Here is a 21,349-nt window from a genome sequence, read left to right as displayed (position 1 = left end):
AGAAGCTGGAATGGCGGACCTCGATCGTCGATCTCATGAAGGCGCTCGACATCGATTCCAGCCTTGCAGCGCGCAAGGATCTCGCCAAGGAGCTGGGCTACACTGGTGACATGAACGACTCCGCCAGCATGAACGTCTGGCTGCACAAGCAGGTGATGTCCAAGCTCGCCGCCAATGGCGGCAAGCTGCCGCCGGAGATCAAGCACTGACCGAAACGCCGGTCGTGACGGAAGGGCCCGCCATCGCGCGGGCCCTTTTGCTTTCAGGCGACCAGATCGGCATCCTCCGGATGCCGGTCGAGATAGTCGACGACGAAGCCGCAGCCGGCGATCACCTTCTTGCCGTCGCGGCGGATCAGGTCCAGCGCGCCCTTGACCAGTTCTGAGCCGATGCCGCGGCCGCGCAGCGCGCGCGGCGTCTCGGTGTGGGTGATGATGACCGCCGCCGGTGTCAGCCGGTAATTGGCGAAGGCGACCTCGCTGCCGACATCGAGCTCGAAGCGGCTCCTATCCTTGTTGTCTCGTACCGATGCGGCCATGCAAGATCCTTCCAACGTGCTCGTTGCTCTGATCTAGGCGTCTGAACCAGCCCTTGCCAAGGTGCGACCAAGGAGGGTTGCTGCAGGGGAGATATCCGCAAAATGCGTGTCCGGTACGGCCTCATGGTGTTGCTTGCCGCGCTGAGCTCGACGGCCTCGGCCGAGGGCGGCCCGGCCTGGGATGCGTGTGTGGCGCTGAGCAGCACGCCCGACCAACGGGTCAAGGCCTGCTCCACCGTGATCGAGACCAAGAGCGAGAGCGGCGACAGGCTCGCCGGCGCCTATTGCAACCGCGGTCATGGTCTCACCGAGAAGCGCGAGCTCGATGCCGCGCTGTCCGACCTCGACGAAGCCATCAGGCTCGCTCCGGATTATGCCTGCCCCCATAACAATCGCGGCCGGGTCTATTCGTTCAAGCGCGACTACGATCGTGCCATTGCCGAGTACGACCAGGCCATCAAGCTCGATCCGTCGCTGGCGCTGGCCTACAACAATCGTGGCGAGTCCCGCTTCAACAAGGGCGACCTCGACGGCGCCCTGGCCGATTTCGATGCGGCGATCAAGCGCAACCCGAATTCCGCCATGGCCTATAGCAATCGCGGTCTCGCCTATTACCGCAAGCGCGACATGACGCATGCGCTCGCCGACTACACCATGCGGATCAAGCTTGCGCCCGATCTGCTCGCCTATATCGATCGCGGCAACGTCTACCGGGACACCGAGCAGCTCGACCGTGCCGCCGCCGACTACGGCGAAGCGATCCGCATCGCGCCGACCGACGCGCGCGGCTGGCGCAATCGCGGCATGATCCGCCTGTTCCAGGGCGACAACAAGGGTGGTGTTTCCGACTACGACAAGGCATTGCGATACGATCCCACTGACGCCTATTCCTGGAATAATCGCGGACAGGCCCGCCTGCGGCTCGGCGACAAGCAGGGCGCGATCGCCGATCTCCGGAAGGCGCTGGAGCTGGATCCGGACGTGACGTCCGCGCAGGACTCGTTGAGGAAGCTCGGGGCTCTCTAGCTAAGGCGCGGCATGGGTTGATGACTTTGAACAGCGCGCGGCCATCGAAATAATCCTCAAGTCCGCTCTTGCGCAGCCGCCGGCGGTTCCCACGTGCTCTTACAGGACATACGTCCGAATGCGGCCGGCAGGGTCGCGAGACATTCGGAAGTCGTGATCGCCAGCCGCCGACGTGTGCCTCTGTCACAGGAGGGTACGATGTCGGACTTTGGTTTCTTGAATACTCATCGAACATGGGAAGACTGGTGCGGGATGGCGCTCGGCGTGCTCATCGTGGCCTCGCCATGGTTTCCCGTTCAGGATGCGACGATCAGCGGAGACCAGACAGTGATCCTGAATGCGATCGCGATTGGTCTCGTTGTCTTCGGCATCAGCCAGCTCGAATATGTCGCCTTGCAGCGCTGGCAGGAGGTGACGACGATCCTTGTCGGGCTATGGCTCATCGGCTCGCCTTACATGCTCGGCTATTCCGGTGAGGGCTTTCTGCGCGTCTATCACACGGGCCTAGGCGCCGTGCTCGTGCTGCTCGGCATGCTGCAGCTGTGGCAGGATTGGGATATGACCGACCAGGACATGCTCAGGCACGGACAATAGGCCAGGATCTCGGCTGGCCCGCTGGCGACAGGCTGCGGGCCTGTGTTCTCACCTCGTCACGAGGTCCGCGTAATCAGGGTGCTTTTCGATCCAGGCCTTCACGAACGGGCATTGCGGGATCAGCTTCAATCCGGCGCTGCGGACCTGGTCGAGCGCGCCTTGCACCAGCTTCGAACCGACGCCCTTGCCGCCGAGTTCCTTCGGCACGTCGGTGTGCTCGAACGTGATGACGTTGCCGTCGAGCTTGTAGTGCTCGGTCGCAAGATGGCCCTCGATCTCGAGCTCGAAGCGGTGATGGGCCTTGTTGTCGATGATTTCGCTCATGTGGTCTCCGCCATGTCTTCAGAGGACCCCCGCGCACGACGTCGTAACGTGCGATCAGGTCGACGGGTTTCAGCTGCGAATGTGGTTCAGTCCGCGGCTTTGGCGAGCCTGGAATCCTCTCGCTGCTGCTGTGGACGCAGGCATCCCTGGCAGATGACGAGCGCGCGGTTGACCCTTGCATCCTGCTCGGCCTCGCTCGCGTCCTGCGCTTGCCACCATTCCTTCGACTGGGGCTGAAGTCCGGCTTGCGACCTGTTGCGCTCGGCCTGGGCGAGGTTGCGTGTTGGTCGTGAGGCCGGGCTCGGCCGATTGGGATCCTCGCCGGCGCCGTCCCAGGCATAGCGGGCAGGCCTGAAGGCAGGATCGGACGTCAGATGCGCTTGTGGGCCGACGGCACATCCGGCGAGCGCCAGCGACAACAGAAGGAAGGCAGGCGCTTTGACCATGATGCGGCACTCTGTACGCGAGAACTGAGCGAGGGTGCGCCGATCATGTTTAAAATTCCCTGAACGATTGCGGCCTCGCCGGCGACCAACCCGCATGCGTCACCTGTTTCTCATGCTCGCTCTGTTCGCCTCCGCCGCGCGCGCCGAGGATGCCAAGCCGTTCAATCCGTCCGACTATCCGCCCGGCGTGCAGACGGCGCTGCGCTACGCCAACGAGGAATGCACCAGCCAGGACGGTGGCGAGGTGACTTTCGCGCGCGATACGGTGCGCAGGATCGACCTCACCGGCGACGGCCGCGACGACTACATCGTCGATTTCAGCGCGACCAAATGCGGGGACCGCGAGACCACTTATTGCGGAACCGGCGGCTGCGTCATGAAGATCCTGGTGACGCTGCCGGACAGCGGCGTGCGCGAGGTGTTCGACGGCTACGTCCTCCGCTACAGGGTTATGGCGCCGCCGGTGAAGCGCGGTGCCGCGCGCAGCATCCGCTTCGATTTGCATGGCAGCTTCTGTGGCGGCTTTGGTCCGCAAGCCTGCGTGAAGCAGAGGACGATTTCGGCAACGCCGTTCGCGTTCAAGCAGCCGTAGGGCAGGTGTGCGGCCGGCGGCCTTGCGGGGACGCGGGCGATGGCGATAAACAGGGCTCGAAGAGCGGCCTGCTTGCGTAGGCCCGCGATCGAAGAGGAAGCCCCATGCAGCCCCTGCGCATGTCCCGCCGCGTCATGAATCTTGCTTACATGCTGACCCAGAATGCGCGGCGGCTTGGATCGCGCCCCGGCTTCGTCTGGGGGGACAGATCCTGGACCTGGCGGCAGATCGATGCGCAGGTCTCGGCGCTGGCGGCCGCGCTCGCCGCGCGCGGCATCACCAAGGGCGATCGCATCCTGGTGCATTCCAAGAATGGCGACGAGATGTTTGTCTCGATGTTCGCCGCATTCCGGCTCGGCGCGGTCTGGGTGCCCACCAATTTCCGCCTGATGCCGGATGAGGTCACCTATCTCGCAGAGGCCTCCGGCGCGAAGGCGTTTTTGTGCCACGTCGATTTCCCTGAACATGCCGCGGCCGTGAAGGGCGGGGCGCTCGCGTTCACCTGGAGCATCGACGGCAAGGCCGCGTTCGCCGAGACGTCGGTTGCTGAGGCCATCGCCGCGCAAGCCGGAGCGGTGGTCGAGAACGTCGCCGTCGAGCACGACGATCCCTGCTGGTTCTTCTTCACCTCCGGCACCACCGGGCGCTCCAAGGCGGCGGTGCTGACCCACGGCCAGATGGGATTCGTCGTCACCAACCATCTCGCCGATCTCACCCCCGGCGTGACCGAGGCTGATGCATCGCTGGTGGTGGCGCCGTTGTCGCATGGCGCCGGCGTGCATCAGCTGGTGCAGACCGCGCGCGGCGTCTGCACCGTCCTCTTGCCCACCGAGAAGTTCGACATCAACGAGGCGTTCCGCCTGATCGAGACGCATCGGGTCGCCAATCTCTTCACGGTGCCGACGATCCTGAAGATGATGGTCGAGCATCCCGCCGTCGACAAATACGACCATTCCTCGCTGCGCCACGTGATCTATGCAGGCGCGCCGATGTACCGCGAGGACCAGAAGACCGCGTTGAAGAAGCTCGGCAAGGTCATCGTGCAGTATTTCGGCCTCGGCGAGGTCACTGGCAATATCACCGTGCTGCCCGCGGCGCTGCACGATCCCGAAGACGGCCCACACGCGAAGATCGGCACCTGCGGCTTTGAACGCACCGGCATGCAGGTCTCGATCCAGGACGACGAGGGCCGCGAGCTCCAGGCGAACCAAAGCGGCGAGATCTGCGTGATCGGTCCTGCCGTGCTCGCGGGCTACTACGACAATCCCGAAGCCAATGCGAAGGCGTTCCGCAACGGCTGGTTCCGCACCGGCGATCTCGGCCACATGGACGAGGAGGGTTTTGTCTATATCACCGGCCGCGCTTCCGACATGTACATCTCCGGCGGCTCCAACATCTATCCTCGCGAGATCGAGGAGAAGATTTTGACGCATCCCGCGGTGGGCGAAGTTGCCGTGCTCGGGGTGCCCGATGCGACCTGGGGCGAAGTCGGCGTTGCCGTCTGCGTTCCGCGCGAGGGCGAGAAGCCGGTGAGCGAGGCGGAGATGGCGGCGTTCCTTTCGCCGAAGGTGCCGCGCTACAAGATGCCGAAACGCTTCTTCTTCTGGGAGGCCTTGCCGAAGTCGGGCTATGGCAAGGTCCCGAAGCGCATGGTGCGCGACGAGCTCGAGGCACGCGGGCTGCTCGATCTCGACAAGACGAAAGTGGGCTGAGCGCGGGTGATGCGGAGTATCAAGCAGCCGGGCGCGCCGCTCGCAGAACGCATTCAATGGGTGGAGGCGAGGGGGCGCGCCTTCTCGTTCACCCTTCAGGCCGGTGTGCCGCTGCTGGAGGCCGCGCGGCGCGGCTTTGCGGCCGAAGGTTTTGCCGGCGGCGTGCTCAACTTCCGGCACGGCGCGCTCGGACCGTTCGCCTATGTCATGCCGGCGCTGTCGAAGACCGGCGAGAACGCCGCGTTCTACAGCGACACGTTCCGGCCCGGCGGCGTGACGCGCACGAGGCTCGGCTCCATGACGCTCGGCACCCGCGACGGCGCGCCGTTCTTTCATTGCCATGGGCTGTGGACGGAGGCCGACGGCAAGGCCGGCGGCGGCCACATGCTGCCGGACGAGACGGTCGTCGCCGAACCGTTCGCCGTCGAGGCCTTCGGTCTCGATGGCGCGATGTTCACCGCCGAGCCCGATCCCGAGACCAATTTCAAGCTGTTTGGGCCGATGGCCGCTGCGAGCACGGGCGCGCGCACCACCAGCCGCGCGTTTGCGCTGCGGCTGCGTCCCAATCAGGATTTTGCGTTCTGCCTCGAAGAGTTCTGCCGCGCGCACGGCATCGCGCGTGCGAAAATCCATGGCGGCGTCGGCTCGACCATCGGCGCGCGCTTCAGCCATGGCAGCGTGACCGAGCCGTTCGCAACCGAGCTTGCGGTGACGGCTGCGCTGATCGCGCCGAGGGATTCTGGCGCTCTCGAAGCCGCGCTCGACGTCGCGCTGATCGACTACACCGGCGGCCTCGCCGAGGGACGCCTGGTCCGCGGCGACAATCCTGTGCTGATGACGATGGAGCTGGTGCTGGAGGCGCTGGATTAGATGACGACCTGGATTGGTTCGCAGCGCTCGCAATGACGGAGTATGATGTGGCACCGTTCTCCGCTCTCGTGTCCCGGACGCGACGCAGCGCGCAAGCGGTGCGGCGCAGAGCCGGGATCCAGGGGGCCTAACGTATCGCTGCCGCATGGGCCGCGGCTCTGCAGCGCATCGCCAAAGCTGCGCTGCGTCCGGGGCACGAGAGTCGTATCCATCTCGCATTTCCATCCGGAACTGAGGCGGCACGAATTCGCGTTCTCGCGGCATGATCTGCCCGAGCTTTGCGGCCGTTGCCGCCCTCAAGAGTGCCGAGGGCGCAGGGAAGGCCGGGTGCCGGCTGGCACCCGCGGTCCACTGTGCGAAGCGTGTGCTTAAGGAAGCTGCACAGCGGCATACAGGTGTAGCCGAACATCCGGCCTTCCCTGCGTAGCGGGTTTACGGCTTATGTCGTACTCTCCCCGGGGAGCGTTGCACTATTGCCCCCGTCGCCTTGCGGCTGATCGATGTGCGCACCGGTTGGCCGCCACATCGCCGCAAAGCTTGACGCCAGAACCCCGGGCGCCAGGACCATACGATTTTGCCGTACGCGAGCCTGCGCCTGTCGTATGCGTGCGTAGCCTGCTCACGGTGTGACCCGCCCTGCAAACCGACTGCGCGCGACGCGGCCCGCGTCCACCACCTCCCATCCCGCGTTCGTGACGATCGCGATCCGCCCCTCGGCCCGGGTTGAGGTGGCCGAAACATGCGACATTTCCGAATTCGCGTAAAGCGAATTGTTTTTGGCTGGAGGCATTGACCTCCCGGTGGGGTGTTTTGCCCGTCGGGCAGCGCAACAGGTTGTGGGGTGCGCCGAGCGCCGCCGCAACGGCGCCATGAACCGGTCTCCCCTCGGCCCCAAAATACGCTAGGATGACCGTGAGCGCGCATTCCAAGTCGCGCATGATCAACGGGACGTATGAGGAAACGAGAATGAGGGTGACGATTGGACGGCGCACGGCCGTGACGGCGGCGCTGGCTGTGATTGGGGCGGCAGGCTTGACGGCGGCCTTTGGTCCGGTCTGGGCGCATGGGCCGACCCGGCAGAAGGTGCGGGAATCCATCGAGATCAGCGCGCCACCGGCCAAGGTCTGGGCCGCGATCTCCAATTTCCAGGACATGAGCTGGCTTCCGCCCGTCACCAAGACCACGGGCGAAAAGGGCAACGAGGTCGGCGCGACGCGGACGCTCACTCTGCAGGGCGGGGCGACGGTCGAGGAGGAGCTCTACAAATACGAGCCCGAGATGCAGAGCTATTCGTACCGGATCACCAAGGTCGACGTGAAGGTGCTGCCGGTGACCAATTATTCCTCGACCTTGACGGTGTCGCCGGCGCCCGATGGCAAGTCCAAGCTGGAATGGGCCGGCGCGTTCTATCGGGGCTTTCCCAACAACGATCCGCCGCCGGAGCTGAACGACGAAGCCGCCAAGACCGCGGTGAGCGGGCTCTACAAGACCGGCCTCGAGGCGCTGAAGAAGAAGATCGAGAGCGGTAGCTGATCGTGCGGGCTCGGGACTTGCGGGCGCTGCTCTTGGCGGCGCTCGCCTCCAGCCTTTGCTGGGCTGGTCCCGGCGGCGCTGCCGCCGAGGAGGCGTTCGTCACCAACCAGCTCAGCGACGACCTGATGGTCGTGAACCTCGCGACCTCGCGCGCCGTGGCCACGATCCCGATCGGTGGCAAGCCGGCCGGGGTTGCCGTCAGCGCGGACGGGCGCTTTGCCTATGTGACGAGCCCCGACGCCAAGGCGGTGACGGTGGTGGACGCCGCCACGCGACAGGTCGCGGGGCGCATCGAGGTCGGCGGCGGGCCGCTCGGCATTGCGGTAGCGCCCGACGGCAAGACCGTCTATGTCGCCGACTGGTATGCTGCTGCGGTGCGGGTGATCGACGCGGCCTCGCGCAGCGTCACTGCCAGCATCGCGGTCGGTGCTTCGCCTTCGGGGCTGGCGGTGACGCCTGACGGCAAGCTGCTGCTCTCGGCGGATCGCGACGACGACAGCGTTTCGGTGGTGGACACCACGACGCGCCAGCGCAAGGCGACGATCAAGGTCGGCACCCGCCCGTTCGGCGTCACCATCGATGCCGGGGGCAAGCGCGCCTACACCGCCAATGTCGGCTCCGACGACGTCTCCGTGATCGACATCGAGGAAGGGCGCGAGATCGGCCGCGTTAAGGTCGGCATGCGCCCCTACGCGGTGGCGCTGACGCTGGGCCGCGGCTTCGTCACCGACCAATATGGCGGCACCGTCAGCGTGTTCGACGTGACGACGCTGAAGCCCATCAAGCGCATCAATGTCGGCGACTATCCGGAAGGCATCAACGCCACCGCCGATGGCAAGCGCGTCATCGTGGCGTGCTGGGAGAGCAACACGCTTGTTGTCATCGACGCGGCTGAGCTGAAAGTGATCGGCGAGATCAAGACCGGCGACGGCCCAAGGGCGTTCGGGGCGTTCTTGCGCAGGACGGAGTAGGGGGCGCTTGTAGCCCGCATGGAGCGAAGCGGAATGCGGGGACACTGTCCCGGATTGCGCTTCGCTCCATCCGGGCTACGGGACCGCCCCCAGCGTCGCCGCAATCTCATCCATCCGCTCGAACACATGATCAGGCCCCAGCGCCCGCAGCGCCGCCGGCGCCGCATAGCCCCAGCACACCGCCCCGCAGGCAATGCCCACCGCGCGCGCCGCCTCGATGTCGCGGACCTCGTCGCCGATCGCAATCACCTGGGCAGGCTCGACGCCGGCGCGTCGGATGACCCGGCGGAATTTCGCGGGCTTGCCGAACAGCGAGGCCGCGCAGTCGAAATGCGAGAACAGCGCCGCGGCCTCGCCAAGCTTCTCGCGCGCATTCGCCTCGCTGTCGGACGTCACCAGCGCCAGCTGCACGCCGTTATCAGCCAGCGTCCGCAGCATCGCCTCGACGCCCGCAAACAGCGAGATCTCGGAAGCCGCCTCCGCCTTCAGCCGCCGCGCATGCCGCGCGATCGCCGGCAGCTTCCACAGCGGCACCTCAAGCCTGGAGAGGATCTCGCGCGTCGAGGCATGCCGCAGGCTCTCAATGTCCTCATCGGCAACGCGGCGAAAGCTGAAGCGATCGGCGATGTCGTTGATGGTGCGCAGGAACCAGGGGAAGCTGTCGGCGAGGGTGCCGTCGAGATCGAAGATGACGAGGGCGTAGGGCATGGATCAGCTCTCGTCGTCAATCATAGATGGTCAGATGCCGCATCCTTCGATGTCGAGTGATGTGCGTCGAAATGATCGACTATCCATGCCAAATAGGTTCGCACCTCGGGAAATGGTGCAGCGAACGATAGCAAGTCCGCGGAGTTCGACTGTATAAACAGCGCCAAGAGTTGCGCCGTATCAGGAGGGAGATTTGATGCGGATACAGCGGAAGCCACGAGCGCGCCTCCCACAAGGGATCCTCCTTTGTCATTCATCCAAATACACAACCTTCCGATAGTGACGAGTGCGTTCCGGACGGTTGCGTAGCTGGTATATCCGATACGAGCTGCGTCCCATGAGCCGCTGAGAAGTGATGCGTCTAACGCCTCGATCAGATTTCTTGCTCGCTCGGAGAACAGTCGCCGTTGGCGAGAGAGGGCGCTTAGGATCTTCGACGTAGAAGGTGCAATTGCTCGAACTGTTTCGGGTCCGATGCGCGCCTGATCTGCCCGGGACGTGAGTTGCTGAGCGAGCGGAAATCCTAGAATGAAGCCGCCGTGCAAGGCTGCGACTTCGCTCAGTAACCCAAAGTGCACGGGCTCGAGAGGCTCAGAAAATGTCCGTGCTTTGTCTTGTTGACCAAAAGAGGCCGCCTGCGCCATGAGCGCATTTCCTGCGGCCCACAGGTTTACGATGTCGAGTTGGTCTACGTTAGGCCTTGTGAGTTCCGCATACTCCGCGACAACAGTCAGGAGTTGCGGATGCTGATTACTTACCTTCTTTGTAGCTTCGTAAAGGAGGCTCGCCTGTCTTTGAAGCCGTTTATGAAGCGCGGCTTGAATTTGAAAATCGAAACTCGAAGACTCTTCTACTGATTGGAGGAGATCAATCTGGTTCTCATTAATTCGAAACTGAGGGCCGGCTTCCTCGGATGGCTCGGGAGGCGGCGGCACTCTCTGGGCCTTCGAAACAGGATTCTCCAAAGAAGCTGGATCAATCTCTCCTCTAAGCCAAGCGAGGGCGTTGAAGGTCGACGTTGGTTGTCCCGGAGCAATCAGGATCGGAAGCGGTTCTATAAGCGGATTTTGCTCGATTGACAGTCCATAACCGGGATTGTTGCCGTGTTTCTGTGACGCATCCTCTAGCCGCTTCATCTTGCCGAGGGAGTTCGGAAGGTCTCTAAGTCGGTTTCTGGAGAGGTCCAGCTTATCTAAATCAAGTTCTGCAACTTGTGGAGGTATGGTCGCGAGCAGGTTCTGACCTAAGTACAACCGCCGAAGCGAACTCATCTTAGATATATTTGCGGGGATTGAAACAATTTGATTATGAGCAACCATCAGGCTTCGCAGGTGCGGAAGCTCGGTCAATGCCGCAGGAAACTCAGAAAGGTGATTTACATTCAAATAAACGCGAGTGAGCGCCTGTAATTTAGAGAAGTGCGGCGGTAGCCGAGTTAACTTGTTGTTGTCCGCATCTAGATGGCGCAGCTCTGTCAATTGGCAGATGCTGTCGGGGAGCTCCGACAGTTGATTGCTATCTAGTGTAAGCCGAAGCAGTTGTTTGAGGTTGCCAATTTCGGTGGGAAGCTTCCCAAGCTCATTTTCATCTAGATCGAGGATAAGCAGAGCCGTTAGAGCGCCGATCTCGCGGGGTAGACTCGTTAGATTGTTATTGTTCAAAAGGAGTTGGGAAAGGGCTAGGAGGCCGCCAATCGATGCTGGCAAGTCCCGCAACTTATTCTTCTGAAGATCTAGCCCGGTAAGCTTTTTGAGTTCGCCAATTTCGCTGGGGATGCTCACGAGCTTGTTTACGCTGGCGTCCAAATTCCAGAGCGAGGCCAGTTTGCCGAGTTCAGGCGGCAACATCGTCAGCTGATTGTTCGATATATCGAGCTTGTGAAGCGAAGTTAATTGCCCAATTTCAGGAGGAAGTTCTGTGAGCCCGAAGTTGGATAGATCAATGCTCGCTTGCTTTCGTCGCAGCGCGTTGTTTGTTATTCTTCGTCGCGCTACCTTGTAGGCTTCTGTCGGCGAAGAGAACTTGTAGGGCAGGGCTGCCTTTGCGCTTTGAGCATTCATCCGGCATCTCGGTACTGATGATTCACTCCGCCGCCTCGCTCGTGCTCCGTCGCTTCGGTTTCCTTGCCTTCTTCAGCACCGGCTCCAAAAACTTACCCGTATAGCTCCGCGGCGCCTTGGCAATATCCTCCGGCGGGCCCCAGGCCACGATCTCGCCGCCGCCGTCGCCGCCTTCGGGGCCGAGGTCGATGACCCAGTCGGCGGTCTTGATGACTTCGAGATTGTGCTCGATGACGACGACCGTGTTGCCCTGAGCGACCAGCTCATGCAGCACCTCCAGCAGCTTCTTGACGTCGTGGAAGTGCAGGCCGGTGGTCGGCTCGTCGAGGATGTAGAGCGTGCGGCCGGTCGCGCGCTTCGACAATTCCTTCGCGAGCTTGACGCGTTGGGCTTCGCCGCCTGAGAGGGTCGTCGCCTGCTGGCCGACATGGATGTAGTCGAGGCCGACGCGGTGCAGCGTCTGGAAGGTTTCGCGCACGCGCGGCACCGCCTTGAAGAACTCGGCGGCTTCCTCGACGGTCATGTCGAGCACGTCGGCGATGCTCTTGCCCTTGAACAGGACTTCGAGCGTCTCGCGGTTGTAGCGCTTGCCCTTGCAGACGTCGCAGGTGACGTAGACGTCGGGCAGGAAGTGCATCTCGATCTTGATGACGCCGTCGCCCTGGCAGGCCTCGCAGCGGCCGCCCTTGACGTTGAAAGAGAAGCGGCCGGGCTCGTAGCCGCGCGCCTTGGATTCAGGCAGGCCGGCGAACCATTCGCGGATCGGGGTGAAGGCGCCGGTGTAGGTGGCGGGGTTCGAGCGCGGGGTGCGGCCGATCGGCGACTGGTCGATGTCGATGATCTTGTCGATGTGCTCGAGGCCTTCGATGCGGTCGTGCGGCGCAGCGCCCTCGCTGGCATTGTTCAGCTTGCGGGCGATGGCCTTGTAGAGCGTGTCGATCAGCAGCGTCGACTTGCCGCCGCCGGAGACGCCGGTAACGGCCGTGAACAGGCCGAGCGGAATCTCGGCCGTGACGTTCTTGAGATTATTGCCGCGCGCGTTGACCACCTTGATGGTGCGGCGATGGTTCGGCGGGCGCCGCTCCGGCACCTCGACCTCGAGCTCGCCGGTGAGGTACTTGCCGGTTAGCGATTTCGGGTTGCGCATGATCTCGGCGGGCGTGCCTTCGGCGATGATGTTGCCGCCATGCATGCCGGCGCCGGGGCCGATGTCGAGCACGTGGTCGGCCAGCAGAATGGCGTCCTCGTCATGCTCGACCACGATCACGGTGTTGCCGAGGTCGCGCAGGCGCTTCAGCGTGTCGAGCAGGCGGGCGTTGTCGCGCTGGTGCAGGCCGATCGAGGGCTCATCCAGCACGTAGAGCACGCCCGTCAGCCCCGAGCCGATCTGCGAGGCCAGGCGGATGCGCTGGCTCTCGCCGCCGGACAGCGTGCCGGAGGAGCGGGACAGCGTGAGATAGTTGAGGCCGACGTCGAGCAGGAAGGTGAGGCGCTCGCGGATCTCCTTCAGGATACGGCCGGCGATCTCGTTCTGCTGCGCGTTCAGCGCGTCGGGCACGGTCTCGAACCATTCGCCGGCCTTCCTGACCGACAGCTCCGAGATCTCGCCGATATGCTTGGTCCCGATCTTGACGCAGAGCGCCTCGGGCTTGAGGCGGAAGCCGTGGCAGGCCTCGCAGGGCACGTCGTGGAAATATTTCGCCAGCTCCTCGCGCGCCCACTCGCTCTCGGTCTCGCGATAGCGGCGGTTGATGTTGGTGATGACGCCCTCGAACGGCTTCTTGGTGTCGTAGGAGCGCACGCCATCTTCGTAGGAGAACTTGATCTCGTCCTCGCCGGAGCCGTGCAGGATCGCGTCTTTGGTCTTCTTCGGCAGGTCCTTCCACTTGGTGGTCAGGGTGAACTTGTAGTGCTTGCCGAGCGCCGTCAGCGTCTGCACGTAATAAGGCGAGGACGATTTCGCCCAGGGCGCGATCGCGCCCTTGCCGATGGCGAGCTCCTTGTCGGGAATGACGAGGTCCTCGTCGACATGCTGCTCGACGCCGAGGCCGCCGCAGGCCGGGCAGGCGCCGTAGGGGTTGTTGAAGGAGAACAGGCGCGGCTCGACCTCGGGAATGGTGAAGCCGGAGACCGGGCAGGCGAACTTCTCCGAGAACAGCATGCGCTCGGGCCCGCTCTTGTCGTGGATTTTGGCGGTCTTCTTCTTTTCCTTCTCTTCCGCGGGAGCCGCCGTCGGCGCGTCGGCGAACTCGACGACGGCGAGGCCCTCGGCGAGCTTCAGCGCGGTCTCGAAGCTCTCGGCGAGACGCTGGCCGATATCGGCGCGCACCACGATGCGATCGACGACGACGTCGATGTCGTGCGGGAATTTCTTGTCGAGCGTCGGCGCCTCAGCCAGCTCATGGAACGTGCCGTCGATCTTGACGCGCTGAAAGCCCTTCTTGAGCCATTCGGCGAGCTCCTTGCGGTACTCGCCCTTGCGGCCGCGCACGACGGGGGCGAGCAGATACAGGCGCGTGCCCTCGGGCAGCGCCAGCACGCGGTCGACCATCTGCGAGACGGTCTGGCTCTCGATCGGAAGGCCGGTGGCCGGCGAATAGGGCACGCCGACGCGCGCCCACAAGAGGCGCATGTAGTCGTAGATCTCGGTGACGGTGCCGACGGTGGAGCGCGGGTTCTTCGACGTCGTCTTCTGCTCGATCGAGATCGCCGGCGACAGGCCGTCGATCTGGTCGACGTCGGGCTTCTGCATCATCTCCAGGAACTGGCGCGCATAGGCCGACAGCGATTCGACGTAGCGGCGCTGGCCCTCGGCGTAGATCGTGTCGAAGGCGAGCGAGGATTTGCCGGAGCCGGAGAGGCCGGTGAACACCACCAGCTTATCGCGGGGAATCTCGACGTCGATGTTCTTGAGGTTGTGCTCGCGCGCGCCACGGATCGTAATTGCGCGCAGGCTGGAGCCCGCGTTCTGTTGTTGGCGCTTCGCCTTGATCACTTCATCCATCCGAGTTGCCCCTAGGGAATCCCACGGCTGCGCGACCGCGCCGATAAAAAAGCGCGCTTCGCCCGGAACCGGGATCGGCGCCGATGGGGTTATGAGCGAACGTAGGAAGAACGCGCGCGGATTTCCAGAGGGAGTTGCGAATCGTCAACGGAATGTTGGCGCGCTGGCGGCATCTGGCAGCAGCGGGCCGGGCGGAACCGCGGGAGGTGCCCGACCAAACAAAAAGGCCGGCGCGAGGCCGGCCTTTCGTAGCGCGATGGCGTTGGAGCGAAGCTCAGTACTTCGCGACGACGGGACCGCCGAAGGTGTAGTTGACGCGGACGGTGCCCATGTCGACGTCCTGCTTGATGCGGTCGATGCGGTCGTTGACGCCGAGGATCGTGAACGAGTTGTTGCGCTTGCCCATGAACAGATGGTCGTACTCGATCGCGACGGACCAGTTCGGCGCGAAGCCGAATTCCAGGCCGGTGCCGACCGCGCCGCCCCAGCGGGTCTCGCTGGCGCTGTCGAGGACCACGCCGCCCACCAGACCGTTGTACTTGGCGTGCGTGACGGCCGCGCCGCCCTTCACGTACCAGAGCACGTTGTTCCAGGCATAGCCGACCTGGCCGGTGAACAGGCCGATCGCATCGATCTTGGTCTGGTTGACCAGGGGTCCAAGCACAATGCTGGTATTCGAGCCCTTCAGGTTGGCCCAGTCGCCCTGAGCTTCGAGACCGAACACCCAGTTGGTCGACTGCCAGCGATAACCGACCTGGCCACCGACGACGCCGCCGGTTGCATTGTGACAGCCTTCAGCCGTGTCCGGACCCGGCACGCCGAAGATGTTGTTGACGTCCCAGCAGTTGCGGCTCGAGGCGCCACCGCCGTTGAGACCGATATAGAAACCGCTCCAATTATACATCGCGATCGGCGCGACCGGAGCCTTGGTGTAGGGGCGGGCCGCCAAATCGGCCGCCGAGGCCGGTGCCAACGCGCTGACGACGAACAAAGCGGCCGAAGCCAGCAAAACCTTCTTCATATCGATTCCCCAGTTTCGTTTATCGTGGTTGCCTTCCAGAACACGGAAGAGCAGCGGACCTACGACCCAGCTGATGTTCCTGCTTACACCATTGAAGCCAAAGGTTGTGTCACCGGGGAGCCACATCTCGCCAAAAACGCCAGCCGGCAAGCGGGGGTGCCGCGCACAAACAAAAAGGCCGGCGCGAGGCCGGCCTTTCGTAACGCAGAGCGTTGGAGCGAACTTAGTACTTGGCAACCACGGGGGCGCCGAAGTGATAGTTCACGCCGACCTGCACGGTGTGGAAGTTGAGCGTGCCGGACGCAGCGGGGGCGCCGAGGGCACCGAAATAGGTCTCGCTGCCGAGGCTGCGATAGAGGTACTCGCCCTTGACCGACCACTGCGGCGCGAAGAACGCCTCGACGCCAGCGCCGACAGTCCAGCCCGAGTGGAACTTGCTGTCGGAAACGGTCACGCCGAGCGCGCTGCCGCTGATCTTGTTGTCGATCCAGGCGTAACCACCGGTGCCGTAGAACAGCACGTTGTTGACGGCCCAGCCGATGCGGCCGCGCACGGTGCCCATCGCGTCGGTCTTCGAGCTGGCGCTCACGAGACCAAAGCCGGGAACGCCGGCTGAGACGGAGGCGCTGACGTCAGCCCAAGCGGCGTCGGCCTCGAGGCCGAACACGACGTTGCCGGTCTGCCAGTTGTAGCCGGCGGTGCCGCCGACGAAGCCGCCCTTCATCTTCGGATCGGAATCGGCCTGCCAAGCGCCGCCACCGACGACACCGAGATAGAAGCCGGTCCAGTTGTAGACCGAAGCCAGCGGAGCGACGGGAGCCTTGGTGTAGGGGCGAGCCGCGAGATCAGCAGCCGAAGCGGGGGCCGCCAGAGCGAACAAACAGGCCGAAGCCAACAAAACCTTCTTCATTTTCAACTTATCCCAGTCCCAGTTTCTGTTGTTGCCTTCCGCGGACGGAAGGGCAGCGGACTCAACGGCCCAACTGACGGCGTACTTACACCACCAAAGCCGCAAGTTGTGTCTCTGAAAAGCCACAGCTGCCCAAAAGGTGATGGTTACTGACTTATTATGCCGGGGCGACCGTCAAACGAAAAAGGCCGGCGCGAGGCCGGCCTTAAACGTCAACGATGTCAGAGGGATATCAGTACCTTGTGGTGCCCATCCCGCCCCAGTTGAAGTGATAGTTCACACCTGCCTTGACCGTGTGAACGGTATCGGTCCACTCGGAGCGGTTGGTGGGGACGGCGGAGTACTGGATCGTGCTGCGGCCGAAGTCGATGTAGTTGTATTCGAGCTTGGCCGACCAGTTCGGAGCGAACATGTATTCCGCGCCGGCGCCGACAGTCCAACCCCAGCGGGTGTTGTTGTTGACGAAGACGTTTCCGGGAACGCCATCGTAGCGGTGCTGGATGTCACCGACGGCGGCGCCGCCGCTGACGAACCAGAGCGCGGGCCCGGTCGAGTAGCCGAGACGGCCCTTGATGTCACCGAAGCCGCGGATCCGCGTGAAATAGGTGTCGCCGAGGCCGGCATTGATCTCGGCGGACCGACCGTTGATGTCAGCCCAATGATAATCGCCCTCGACGCCGAACACGACGGGACCCGACTGCCAATTGTAGCCGAACACGCCGCCGACAAAGCCCCCGGTGGTGTCGTAGTTCTGAGACCCGGCGAAGATCGCCGTGTTGGGAGCGCCAAAGAAGGTTTCGTCACTGCGGCCCCAGGCGCCGCCGCCTTGCACACCGACGTAGAAGCCGGTCCAGCTATAGATCGGAGCGGGAGGCGCGACCGGCGCCTTTGTATAGGGACGGGCTGCGAGGTCCGCAGCGCCGGCCGGAGCCGAGAGGGTCAGCGCAACCGCGCCAGCAAGGCCAATCAGAATCTTCTTCATTGCAATCTCCCCAGTCGTGCCCGCCTCCATAGAGTTCCCCGAGGCGGGCTGTCAGGCGCGAGGCCCATTTGCATCAATTCGAGGCACGACGATAGTCCGGTCGGGCCAAAGAGTCCGTGCCCGGAGCGCAACAGTTGGGGGCAATCGACCTGCCCTTAACTTAATGAATGTTAAGTGGTTTTTGCCAGTCTGTGGAACCCGGTTTGGTTCCATTCCGACGGCCATCATGGCGCCATGGGAAGGCCATTCCGTCCCCACATTTGGCGGCGATTTCAGCAGGAACAAATCTGGAACAAACCGGCGGCCGGTGCTATATGTGGGGATAACCTTCGGGTGACGGGCTGAGCGGCGCCTGCAAGCGTATAGGGTCGCCTCAACAGGCGCAGAGGAACGCGGGTAGCGCGCTCGGCCTTTTGAAATCAGTGGCATTTGGAGTGGAGAGCGGCGATGGCGGGAAGCGTCAACAAGGTCATTCTGGTTGGAAATCTCGGCAAGGATCCTGAAATCCGCCGGACCCAGGACGGGCGGCCGATTGCGAATTTGAGCATCGCCACCTCGGAGACCTGGCGTGACAAGAACACCGGCGAGCGCAAGGAGAAGACCGAGTGGCATCGCGTCGTGATCTTCTCGGAGCCGCTTTGCAAGATCGTCGAACAGTATCTGAAGAAGGGCGCCAAGGTTTACATCGAAGGTGCGCTGCAGACCCGAAAGTACACCGACCAGAGCGGCGTCGAGAAATATTCGACCGAGGTCGTGCTCCAGGGCTTCAACTCGACGCTGACGATGCTCGACGGCCGCAGCGGCGGCGGGGGAGGCGGCAGCTTCGGCGATGAGCCCGGTGGCGATTTCGGCTCCTCGGGGCCCGTCAGCAGCGCGCCGCGCCGTCCCGTTGCCGCCGGCGGCGGTGGCCGCAACAGCGACATGGACGACGATATCCCGTTCTGAGCACGGTGTGACGATGATGGGGGCGCCGGCAGGTCGAGCGGCGCCTGCCACGTCGTGTCAGCAAATCTTACTAATCGACAGGGCGGGCTCGGATTTCCGGGCCCGCTTCGTGTTTGGGTTGAACTCGGGCCGCGCCCGGCAAACAGGCCTAAGAGGGACGCTGCGGCGCGCGATCGAGGAGGTGGCAGAGGCGATTTGAAAGGGCTTGTTCCAGGCTCGTCCGAAACGCTGCGTGCAAGGCCGTAAGCTATTGGAAAAATAAGCGGAAAAAGCGCTTCCCTGGAGCCTGCAAGGGTGGTTATCAGGGCATCGATGCGCTATATGATTCCCAGATAAAACCTCACCGGATTTCCCCTTGGCTGACGACGACGACAAGCCCGGCGACCAGCCGGCGCAACCCTCGGATATTCGCCCCGTCTCCATCTTCGAGGAGATGAAGAAGTCCTATCTCGACTACGCCATGAGCGTGATCGTGGCGCGGGCGCTGCCTGATGCCCGCGACGGCCTGAAGCCGGTGCACCGCCGCATCCTGTTCTCGATGAACGAGCAGGGGCACACGCCCGACAAGAAGTACGTCAAGTCCGCCCGCGTGGTCGGTGACGTCATCGGTAAATATCATCCGCATGGCGACCAGTCGATCTACGACGCCATGGTCCGGATGGCGCAGGACTTCTCCATGCGCGTGCCGCTGATCGACGGCCAGGGCAATTTCGGCTCGGTCGACGGCGATCCCCCGGCCGCCTATCGTTACACCGAAGCGCGCCTGACCAAGGCCGCGCTGGCTCTGCTGGCCGATATCGACAAGGACACCGTCGACTTCCAGCCGAACTACGACAACAACGAGACCGAACCGTCGGTCTTGCCGGCCAAGTTCCCGAACCTTCTCGTCAACGGCGCGGGCGGCATCGCGGTCGGCATGGCGACCAACATCCCGCCGCACAATCTCGGCGAGGTCATCGACGCCTGCGTCGCGCTGATCGACAACCCCGCGCTCACCATCGACGAGCTCATCAACATCGTGCCGGGACCGGATTTCCCGACCGGCGGCGTCATCCTCGGGCGGCAAGGCATCCGCTCGGCCTATCACCTCGGCCGCGGCTCGATCGTGATGCGCGGCAAGGTCGCGATCGAGACCATCCGCAAGGAGCGCGAGGCGATCATCATCACCGAGATTCCCTACCAGGTGAACAAGGCGACGATGGTCGAGCGCATCGCCGAGCTGGTCAAGGAAAAGAAGATCGAGGGTATCGGCGACCTGCGCGACGAATCCGACCGCGAAGGCTACCGCGTCGTCATCGAGCTGAAGCGCGACGCCGTGCCGGATGTGGTGCTGAATCAGCTCTACAGATTCACCCCGCTGCAGACCAGCTTCGGCGTCAACATGGTGGCGCTCGACAGCGGCCGTCCGCGGATCATGCATCTGAAGGACCTGCTGGCGATCTTCGTCGACTTCCGTGAGCGGGTCGTCACCCGGCGCACCAAATACCTGCTGGCCAAGGCGCGTGACCGCGCCCATATCCTCGTTGGTCTGGCGATCGCGGTCGCCAATATCGACGAGATGATCCGCGTGATCCGGACCTCGCCCGACCCGACCACCGCCCGCGACACGCTGATGTCGCGCGACTGGCCGGCCCGTGACGTCGAGGACATGCTGACGCTGATCGACGATCCCCGTCACCGCATCAGTGCCGACGGCACGATCCGGCTGTCGATGGAGCAGGCGAGGGCCATTCTCGACCTGCGCCTGCAACGCCTCACCGCACTCGGCCGCGACGAGATCCGCGACGAGCTCGACAAGCTCGCCGGCGAGATCGCCGATTATCTCGACATCCTGCGCTCGCGCGACCGCGTGCTGGGCATCATCAAGACCGAGCTCGCCGAGGTGAAGGCCGAGTTCGCAACGCCGCGGCGCACCGTCATCATCGAGCAGGAAGGTGAGGTCGAGGACGAGGACCTGATCCAGCGCGAGGACATGGTCGTCACAGTCTCCCACGCCGGCTACGTCAAGCGCGTGCCGCTGTCGGCCTACCGGGCGCAGCGCCGCGGCGGCAAGGGCCGTGCCGGCATGCAGACTCGCGACGAGGACTTCGTCAGCCGTCTGTTCGTGGCCTCCACGCACACGCCGGTGCTGTTCTTCTCCTCACGCGGCCAGGTCTACAAGGAAAAGGTCTGGCGCCTGCCGATGGCGGCGCCGAACGCGCGCGGCAAGGCGCTGATCAACATCCTGCCGCTGGAGCAGGGCGAGCGCATCACCACCATCATGCCGCTGCCCGAGGATGAATCGACCTGGGGCAATCTCGACGTGATGTTCGCCACGACCGGCGGTAACGTCCGGCGCAACAAGCTGTCCGACTTCGTCGACGTCCGTCGCTCCGGCATCATCGCGATGAAGCTCGACGACGGCGAGGCGATCGTCGACGTACAGATCTGTACCGAGCGCGACGACGTGCTTTTGACCGGCGCCGGTGGCCAGTGCATCCGCTTCCCGGTCCCCGACGTGCGCGTGTTCACCGGGCGCACCTCGATGGGCGTGCGCGGTATCGCCCTTGGCGAGGGCGACAAGGTGATTTCGCTGGCGATCCTGCGCCACGTCGAGACCACCTCGGACGAGCGTTCGGCGTACCTGAAGATGCGCCGCGCGGTCGCCGGCGAAGCCGGGGCCGAAGAGGCGGCCGTGGACGGCGAGATCGAGGAGACCTCCGGCAGCTTCCAGCTCGCGCAGGAGCGTTACGCCGAAATGTCGGCGCAGGAGCAGGTCGTGCTCACCGTCTCCGTCAACGGCTATGGCAAGCGGACCTCGTCCTACGAGTACCGCACCACCGGCCGCGGCGGCAAAGGCATCGTCGCCATGAGCGTCAACAACCGCAACGGCAATCTGGTCGCGTCCTTCCCCGTCGAAGATGCCGATCAGATCATGCTGGTTACCGACAAGGGCCAGCTGATCCGCTGCCCGGTCGAAGGCATCCGCATCGCCGGCCGCTCGACCCAGGGCGTGATCGTGTTCGACACCGCCGAGGACGAGCACGTGGTGTCGGTCGAGCACATCACGGAAGAGGCCGAGAGCGGGAATGGAGAGAGCGGTTAGTCGGTTCAGCGCGTCGCTGAATCTGCGC

The 21,349-nt window shown here is 63.7% G+C and carries 19 protein-coding genes; 10 read left to right on the top strand and 9 right to left on the bottom strand.

The window, feature by feature from the left end:
- Positions 1–209: DUF3597 domain-containing protein (locus tag SE92_RS04335; RefSeq protein ID WP_157095838.1), on the top strand; the 209-nt coding region annotated here is incomplete at its 5' end.
- A 53-nt stretch (positions 210–262) separates the two neighbouring features.
- Here the strand turns inward: SE92_RS04335 and SE92_RS04330 are convergent.
- The gene (locus SE92_RS04330) at positions 263–538 is read right to left on the bottom strand and encodes a GNAT family N-acetyltransferase (RefSeq protein ID WP_063194625.1); all 276 of its coding nucleotides are present in this window, start codon (positions 536–538) and stop codon (positions 263–265) included.
- A gap of 102 nt (positions 539–640) precedes the next feature.
- Here SE92_RS04330 and SE92_RS04325 point away from each other — a divergent pair, with 102 nt between their 5' ends.
- Positions 641–1,564, top strand: a complete 924-nt coding sequence (locus tag SE92_RS04325) for a tetratricopeptide repeat protein (RefSeq protein WP_063194624.1) — start codon at positions 641–643, stop codon at positions 1,562–1,564.
- 198 nt (positions 1,565–1,762) lie between these two features.
- Positions 1,763–2,158, top strand: coding sequence for an SPW repeat protein (locus SE92_RS04320; protein ID WP_063194623.1), 396 nt, complete (start codon positions 1,763–1,765; stop codon positions 2,156–2,158).
- A gap of 48 nt (positions 2,159–2,206) precedes the next feature.
- On the opposite strand, the gene SE92_RS04315 is transcribed toward SE92_RS04320, so the two are convergent.
- Positions 2,207–2,482 carry a GNAT family N-acetyltransferase gene (locus tag SE92_RS04315; protein ID WP_063194622.1) on the bottom strand — a complete coding sequence of 92 codons (276 nt, stop codon included), beginning with the start codon at positions 2,480–2,482 and terminating at the stop codon, positions 2,207–2,209.
- A gap of 86 nt (positions 2,483–2,568) precedes the next feature.
- Complete coding sequence (locus tag SE92_RS04310) at positions 2,569–2,928, bottom strand: hypothetical protein (protein ID WP_063194621.1); 360 nt, start codon at positions 2,926–2,928, stop codon at positions 2,569–2,571.
- Positions 2,929–3,022: 94 nt separating this feature from the next.
- Here SE92_RS04310 and SE92_RS04305 point away from each other — a divergent pair, with 94 nt between their 5' ends.
- The 5 genes from SE92_RS04305 to SE92_RS04285 all read left to right on the top strand — a co-directional run bounded on the left by SE92_RS04305 (position 3,023) and on the right by SE92_RS04285 (position 8,606).
- Positions 3,023–3,520, top strand: a complete 498-nt coding sequence (locus SE92_RS04305; protein WP_063194620.1) for a hypothetical protein — start codon at positions 3,023–3,025, stop codon at positions 3,518–3,520.
- 104 nt (positions 3,521–3,624) lie between these two features.
- Positions 3,625–5,232 carry an acyl-CoA synthetase gene (locus SE92_RS04300; RefSeq protein ID WP_063194619.1) on the top strand — a complete coding sequence of 536 codons (1,608 nt, stop codon included), beginning with the start codon at positions 3,625–3,627 and terminating at the stop codon, positions 5,230–5,232.
- Between the two features lie 9 nt (positions 5,233–5,241).
- Positions 5,242–6,102, top strand: a complete 861-nt coding sequence (locus SE92_RS04295) for a PCC domain-containing protein (protein ID WP_063194618.1) — start codon at positions 5,242–5,244, stop codon at positions 6,100–6,102.
- 966 nt (positions 6,103–7,068) lie between these two features.
- Positions 7,069–7,635, top strand: coding sequence for an SRPBCC family protein (locus tag SE92_RS04290; protein WP_063203341.1), 567 nt, complete (start codon positions 7,069–7,071; stop codon positions 7,633–7,635).
- Between the two features lie 17 nt (positions 7,636–7,652).
- Entirely contained in the window at positions 7,653–8,606 is a 954-nt protein-coding gene (locus SE92_RS04285) for a YVTN family beta-propeller repeat protein (protein WP_063194617.1), read from the top strand.
- A 75-nt stretch (positions 8,607–8,681) separates the two neighbouring features.
- Here SE92_RS04285 and SE92_RS04280 read toward each other — a convergent pair whose 3' ends face one another.
- From SE92_RS04280 to SE92_RS04255, 6 genes are all read right to left on the bottom strand, one after another.
- Positions 8,682–9,314: an HAD family hydrolase gene (locus SE92_RS04280; protein WP_063194616.1), complete on the bottom strand. Its 633-nt coding sequence runs from the start codon at positions 9,312–9,314 to the stop codon at positions 8,682–8,684.
- Positions 9,315–9,334: 20 nt separating this feature from the next.
- Positions 9,335–11,374: a leucine-rich repeat domain-containing protein gene (locus SE92_RS34785; RefSeq protein WP_084251753.1), complete on the bottom strand. Its 2,040-nt coding sequence runs from the start codon at positions 11,372–11,374 to the stop codon at positions 9,335–9,337.
- Between the two features lie 22 nt (positions 11,375–11,396).
- Positions 11,397–14,378: an excinuclease ABC subunit UvrA gene (uvrA, locus tag SE92_RS04270; protein WP_063194614.1), complete on the bottom strand. Its 2,982-nt coding sequence runs from the start codon at positions 14,376–14,378 to the stop codon at positions 11,397–11,399.
- Between the two features lie 274 nt (positions 14,379–14,652).
- Positions 14,653–15,399, bottom strand: a complete 747-nt coding sequence (locus tag SE92_RS04265; RefSeq protein ID WP_063194613.1) for an outer membrane protein — start codon at positions 15,397–15,399, stop codon at positions 14,653–14,655.
- Positions 15,400–15,622: 223 nt separating this feature from the next.
- Positions 15,623–16,309, bottom strand: a complete 687-nt coding sequence (locus SE92_RS04260) for an outer membrane protein (protein WP_063194612.1) — start codon at positions 16,307–16,309, stop codon at positions 15,623–15,625.
- A 232-nt stretch (positions 16,310–16,541) separates the two neighbouring features.
- Positions 16,542–17,291 (bottom strand): outer membrane protein, encoded by a 750-nt coding sequence (locus SE92_RS04255; RefSeq protein ID WP_063194611.1) that lies wholly within the window; start codon positions 17,289–17,291, stop codon positions 16,542–16,544.
- 447 nt (positions 17,292–17,738) lie between these two features.
- Between SE92_RS04255 and SE92_RS04250 the strand changes: the two genes are divergently transcribed.
- Both SE92_RS04250 and gyrA read left to right on the top strand, forming a co-directional pair.
- Entirely contained in the window at positions 17,739–18,236 is a 498-nt protein-coding gene (locus SE92_RS04250; protein ID WP_063194610.1) for a single-stranded DNA-binding protein, read from the top strand.
- Between the two features lie 355 nt (positions 18,237–18,591).
- Positions 18,592–21,321: a DNA gyrase subunit A gene (gene gyrA, locus SE92_RS04240; RefSeq protein ID WP_063194608.1), complete on the top strand. Its 2,730-nt coding sequence runs from the start codon at positions 18,592–18,594 to the stop codon at positions 21,319–21,321.
- Positions 21,322–21,349: the final 28 nt, after the last annotated feature.

The sequence above is a fragment of the Bradyrhizobium sp. AT1 genome (assembly GCF_001590795.1).
Lineage (GTDB): Bacteria > Pseudomonadota > Alphaproteobacteria > Rhizobiales > Xanthobacteraceae > Bradyrhizobium.
Note: the sequence above shows the minus strand (reverse complement) of the source record. Positions and strands in the feature narration are given on the sequence as shown.

Coding starts and splice junctions, on each gene's coding strand:
- SE92_RS04310 (WP_063194621.1), bottom strand. CDS start 2,928: ATGGTCAAAGCGCCTGCCTTCCTTCTGTTGTCGCTGGCGCTCGCCGGA.
- SE92_RS04330 (WP_063194625.1), bottom strand. CDS start 538: ATGGCCGCATCGGTACGAGACAACAAGGATAGGAGCCGCTTCGAGCTC.
- SE92_RS04280 (WP_063194616.1), bottom strand. CDS start 9,314: ATGCCCTACGCCCTCGTCATCTTCGATCTCGACGGCACCCTCGCCGAC.
- SE92_RS04290 (WP_063203341.1), top strand. CDS start 7,069: ATGAGGGTGACGATTGGACGGCGCACGGCCGTGACGGCGGCGCTGGCT.
- SE92_RS04315 (WP_063194622.1), bottom strand. CDS start 2,482: ATGAGCGAAATCATCGACAACAAGGCCCATCACCGCTTCGAGCTCGAG.
- SE92_RS04320 (WP_063194623.1), top strand. CDS start 1,763: ATGTCGGACTTTGGTTTCTTGAATACTCATCGAACATGGGAAGACTGG.
- SE92_RS04325 (WP_063194624.1), top strand. CDS start 641: ATGCGTGTCCGGTACGGCCTCATGGTGTTGCTTGCCGCGCTGAGCTCG.
- SE92_RS34785 (WP_084251753.1), bottom strand. CDS start 11,374: ATGAATGCTCAAAGCGCAAAGGCAGCCCTGCCCTACAAGTTCTCTTCG.
- SE92_RS04300 (WP_063194619.1), top strand. CDS start 3,625: ATGCAGCCCCTGCGCATGTCCCGCCGCGTCATGAATCTTGCTTACATG.
- SE92_RS04305 (WP_063194620.1), top strand. CDS start 3,023: ATGCGTCACCTGTTTCTCATGCTCGCTCTGTTCGCCTCCGCCGCGCGC.
- SE92_RS04255 (WP_063194611.1), bottom strand. CDS start 17,291: ATGAAGAAGATTCTGATTGGCCTTGCTGGCGCGGTTGCGCTGACCCTC.
- SE92_RS04250 (WP_063194610.1), top strand. CDS start 17,739: ATGGCGGGAAGCGTCAACAAGGTCATTCTGGTTGGAAATCTCGGCAAG.
- SE92_RS04295 (WP_063194618.1), top strand. CDS start 5,242: ATGCGGAGTATCAAGCAGCCGGGCGCGCCGCTCGCAGAACGCATTCAA.
- uvrA (WP_063194614.1), bottom strand. CDS start 14,378: ATGGATGAAGTGATCAAGGCGAAGCGCCAACAACAGAACGCGGGCTCC.
- SE92_RS04260 (WP_063194612.1), bottom strand. CDS start 16,309: ATGAAGAAGGTTTTGTTGGCTTCGGCCTGTTTGTTCGCTCTGGCGGCC.
- SE92_RS04265 (WP_063194613.1), bottom strand. CDS start 15,399: ATGAAGAAGGTTTTGCTGGCTTCGGCCGCTTTGTTCGTCGTCAGCGCG.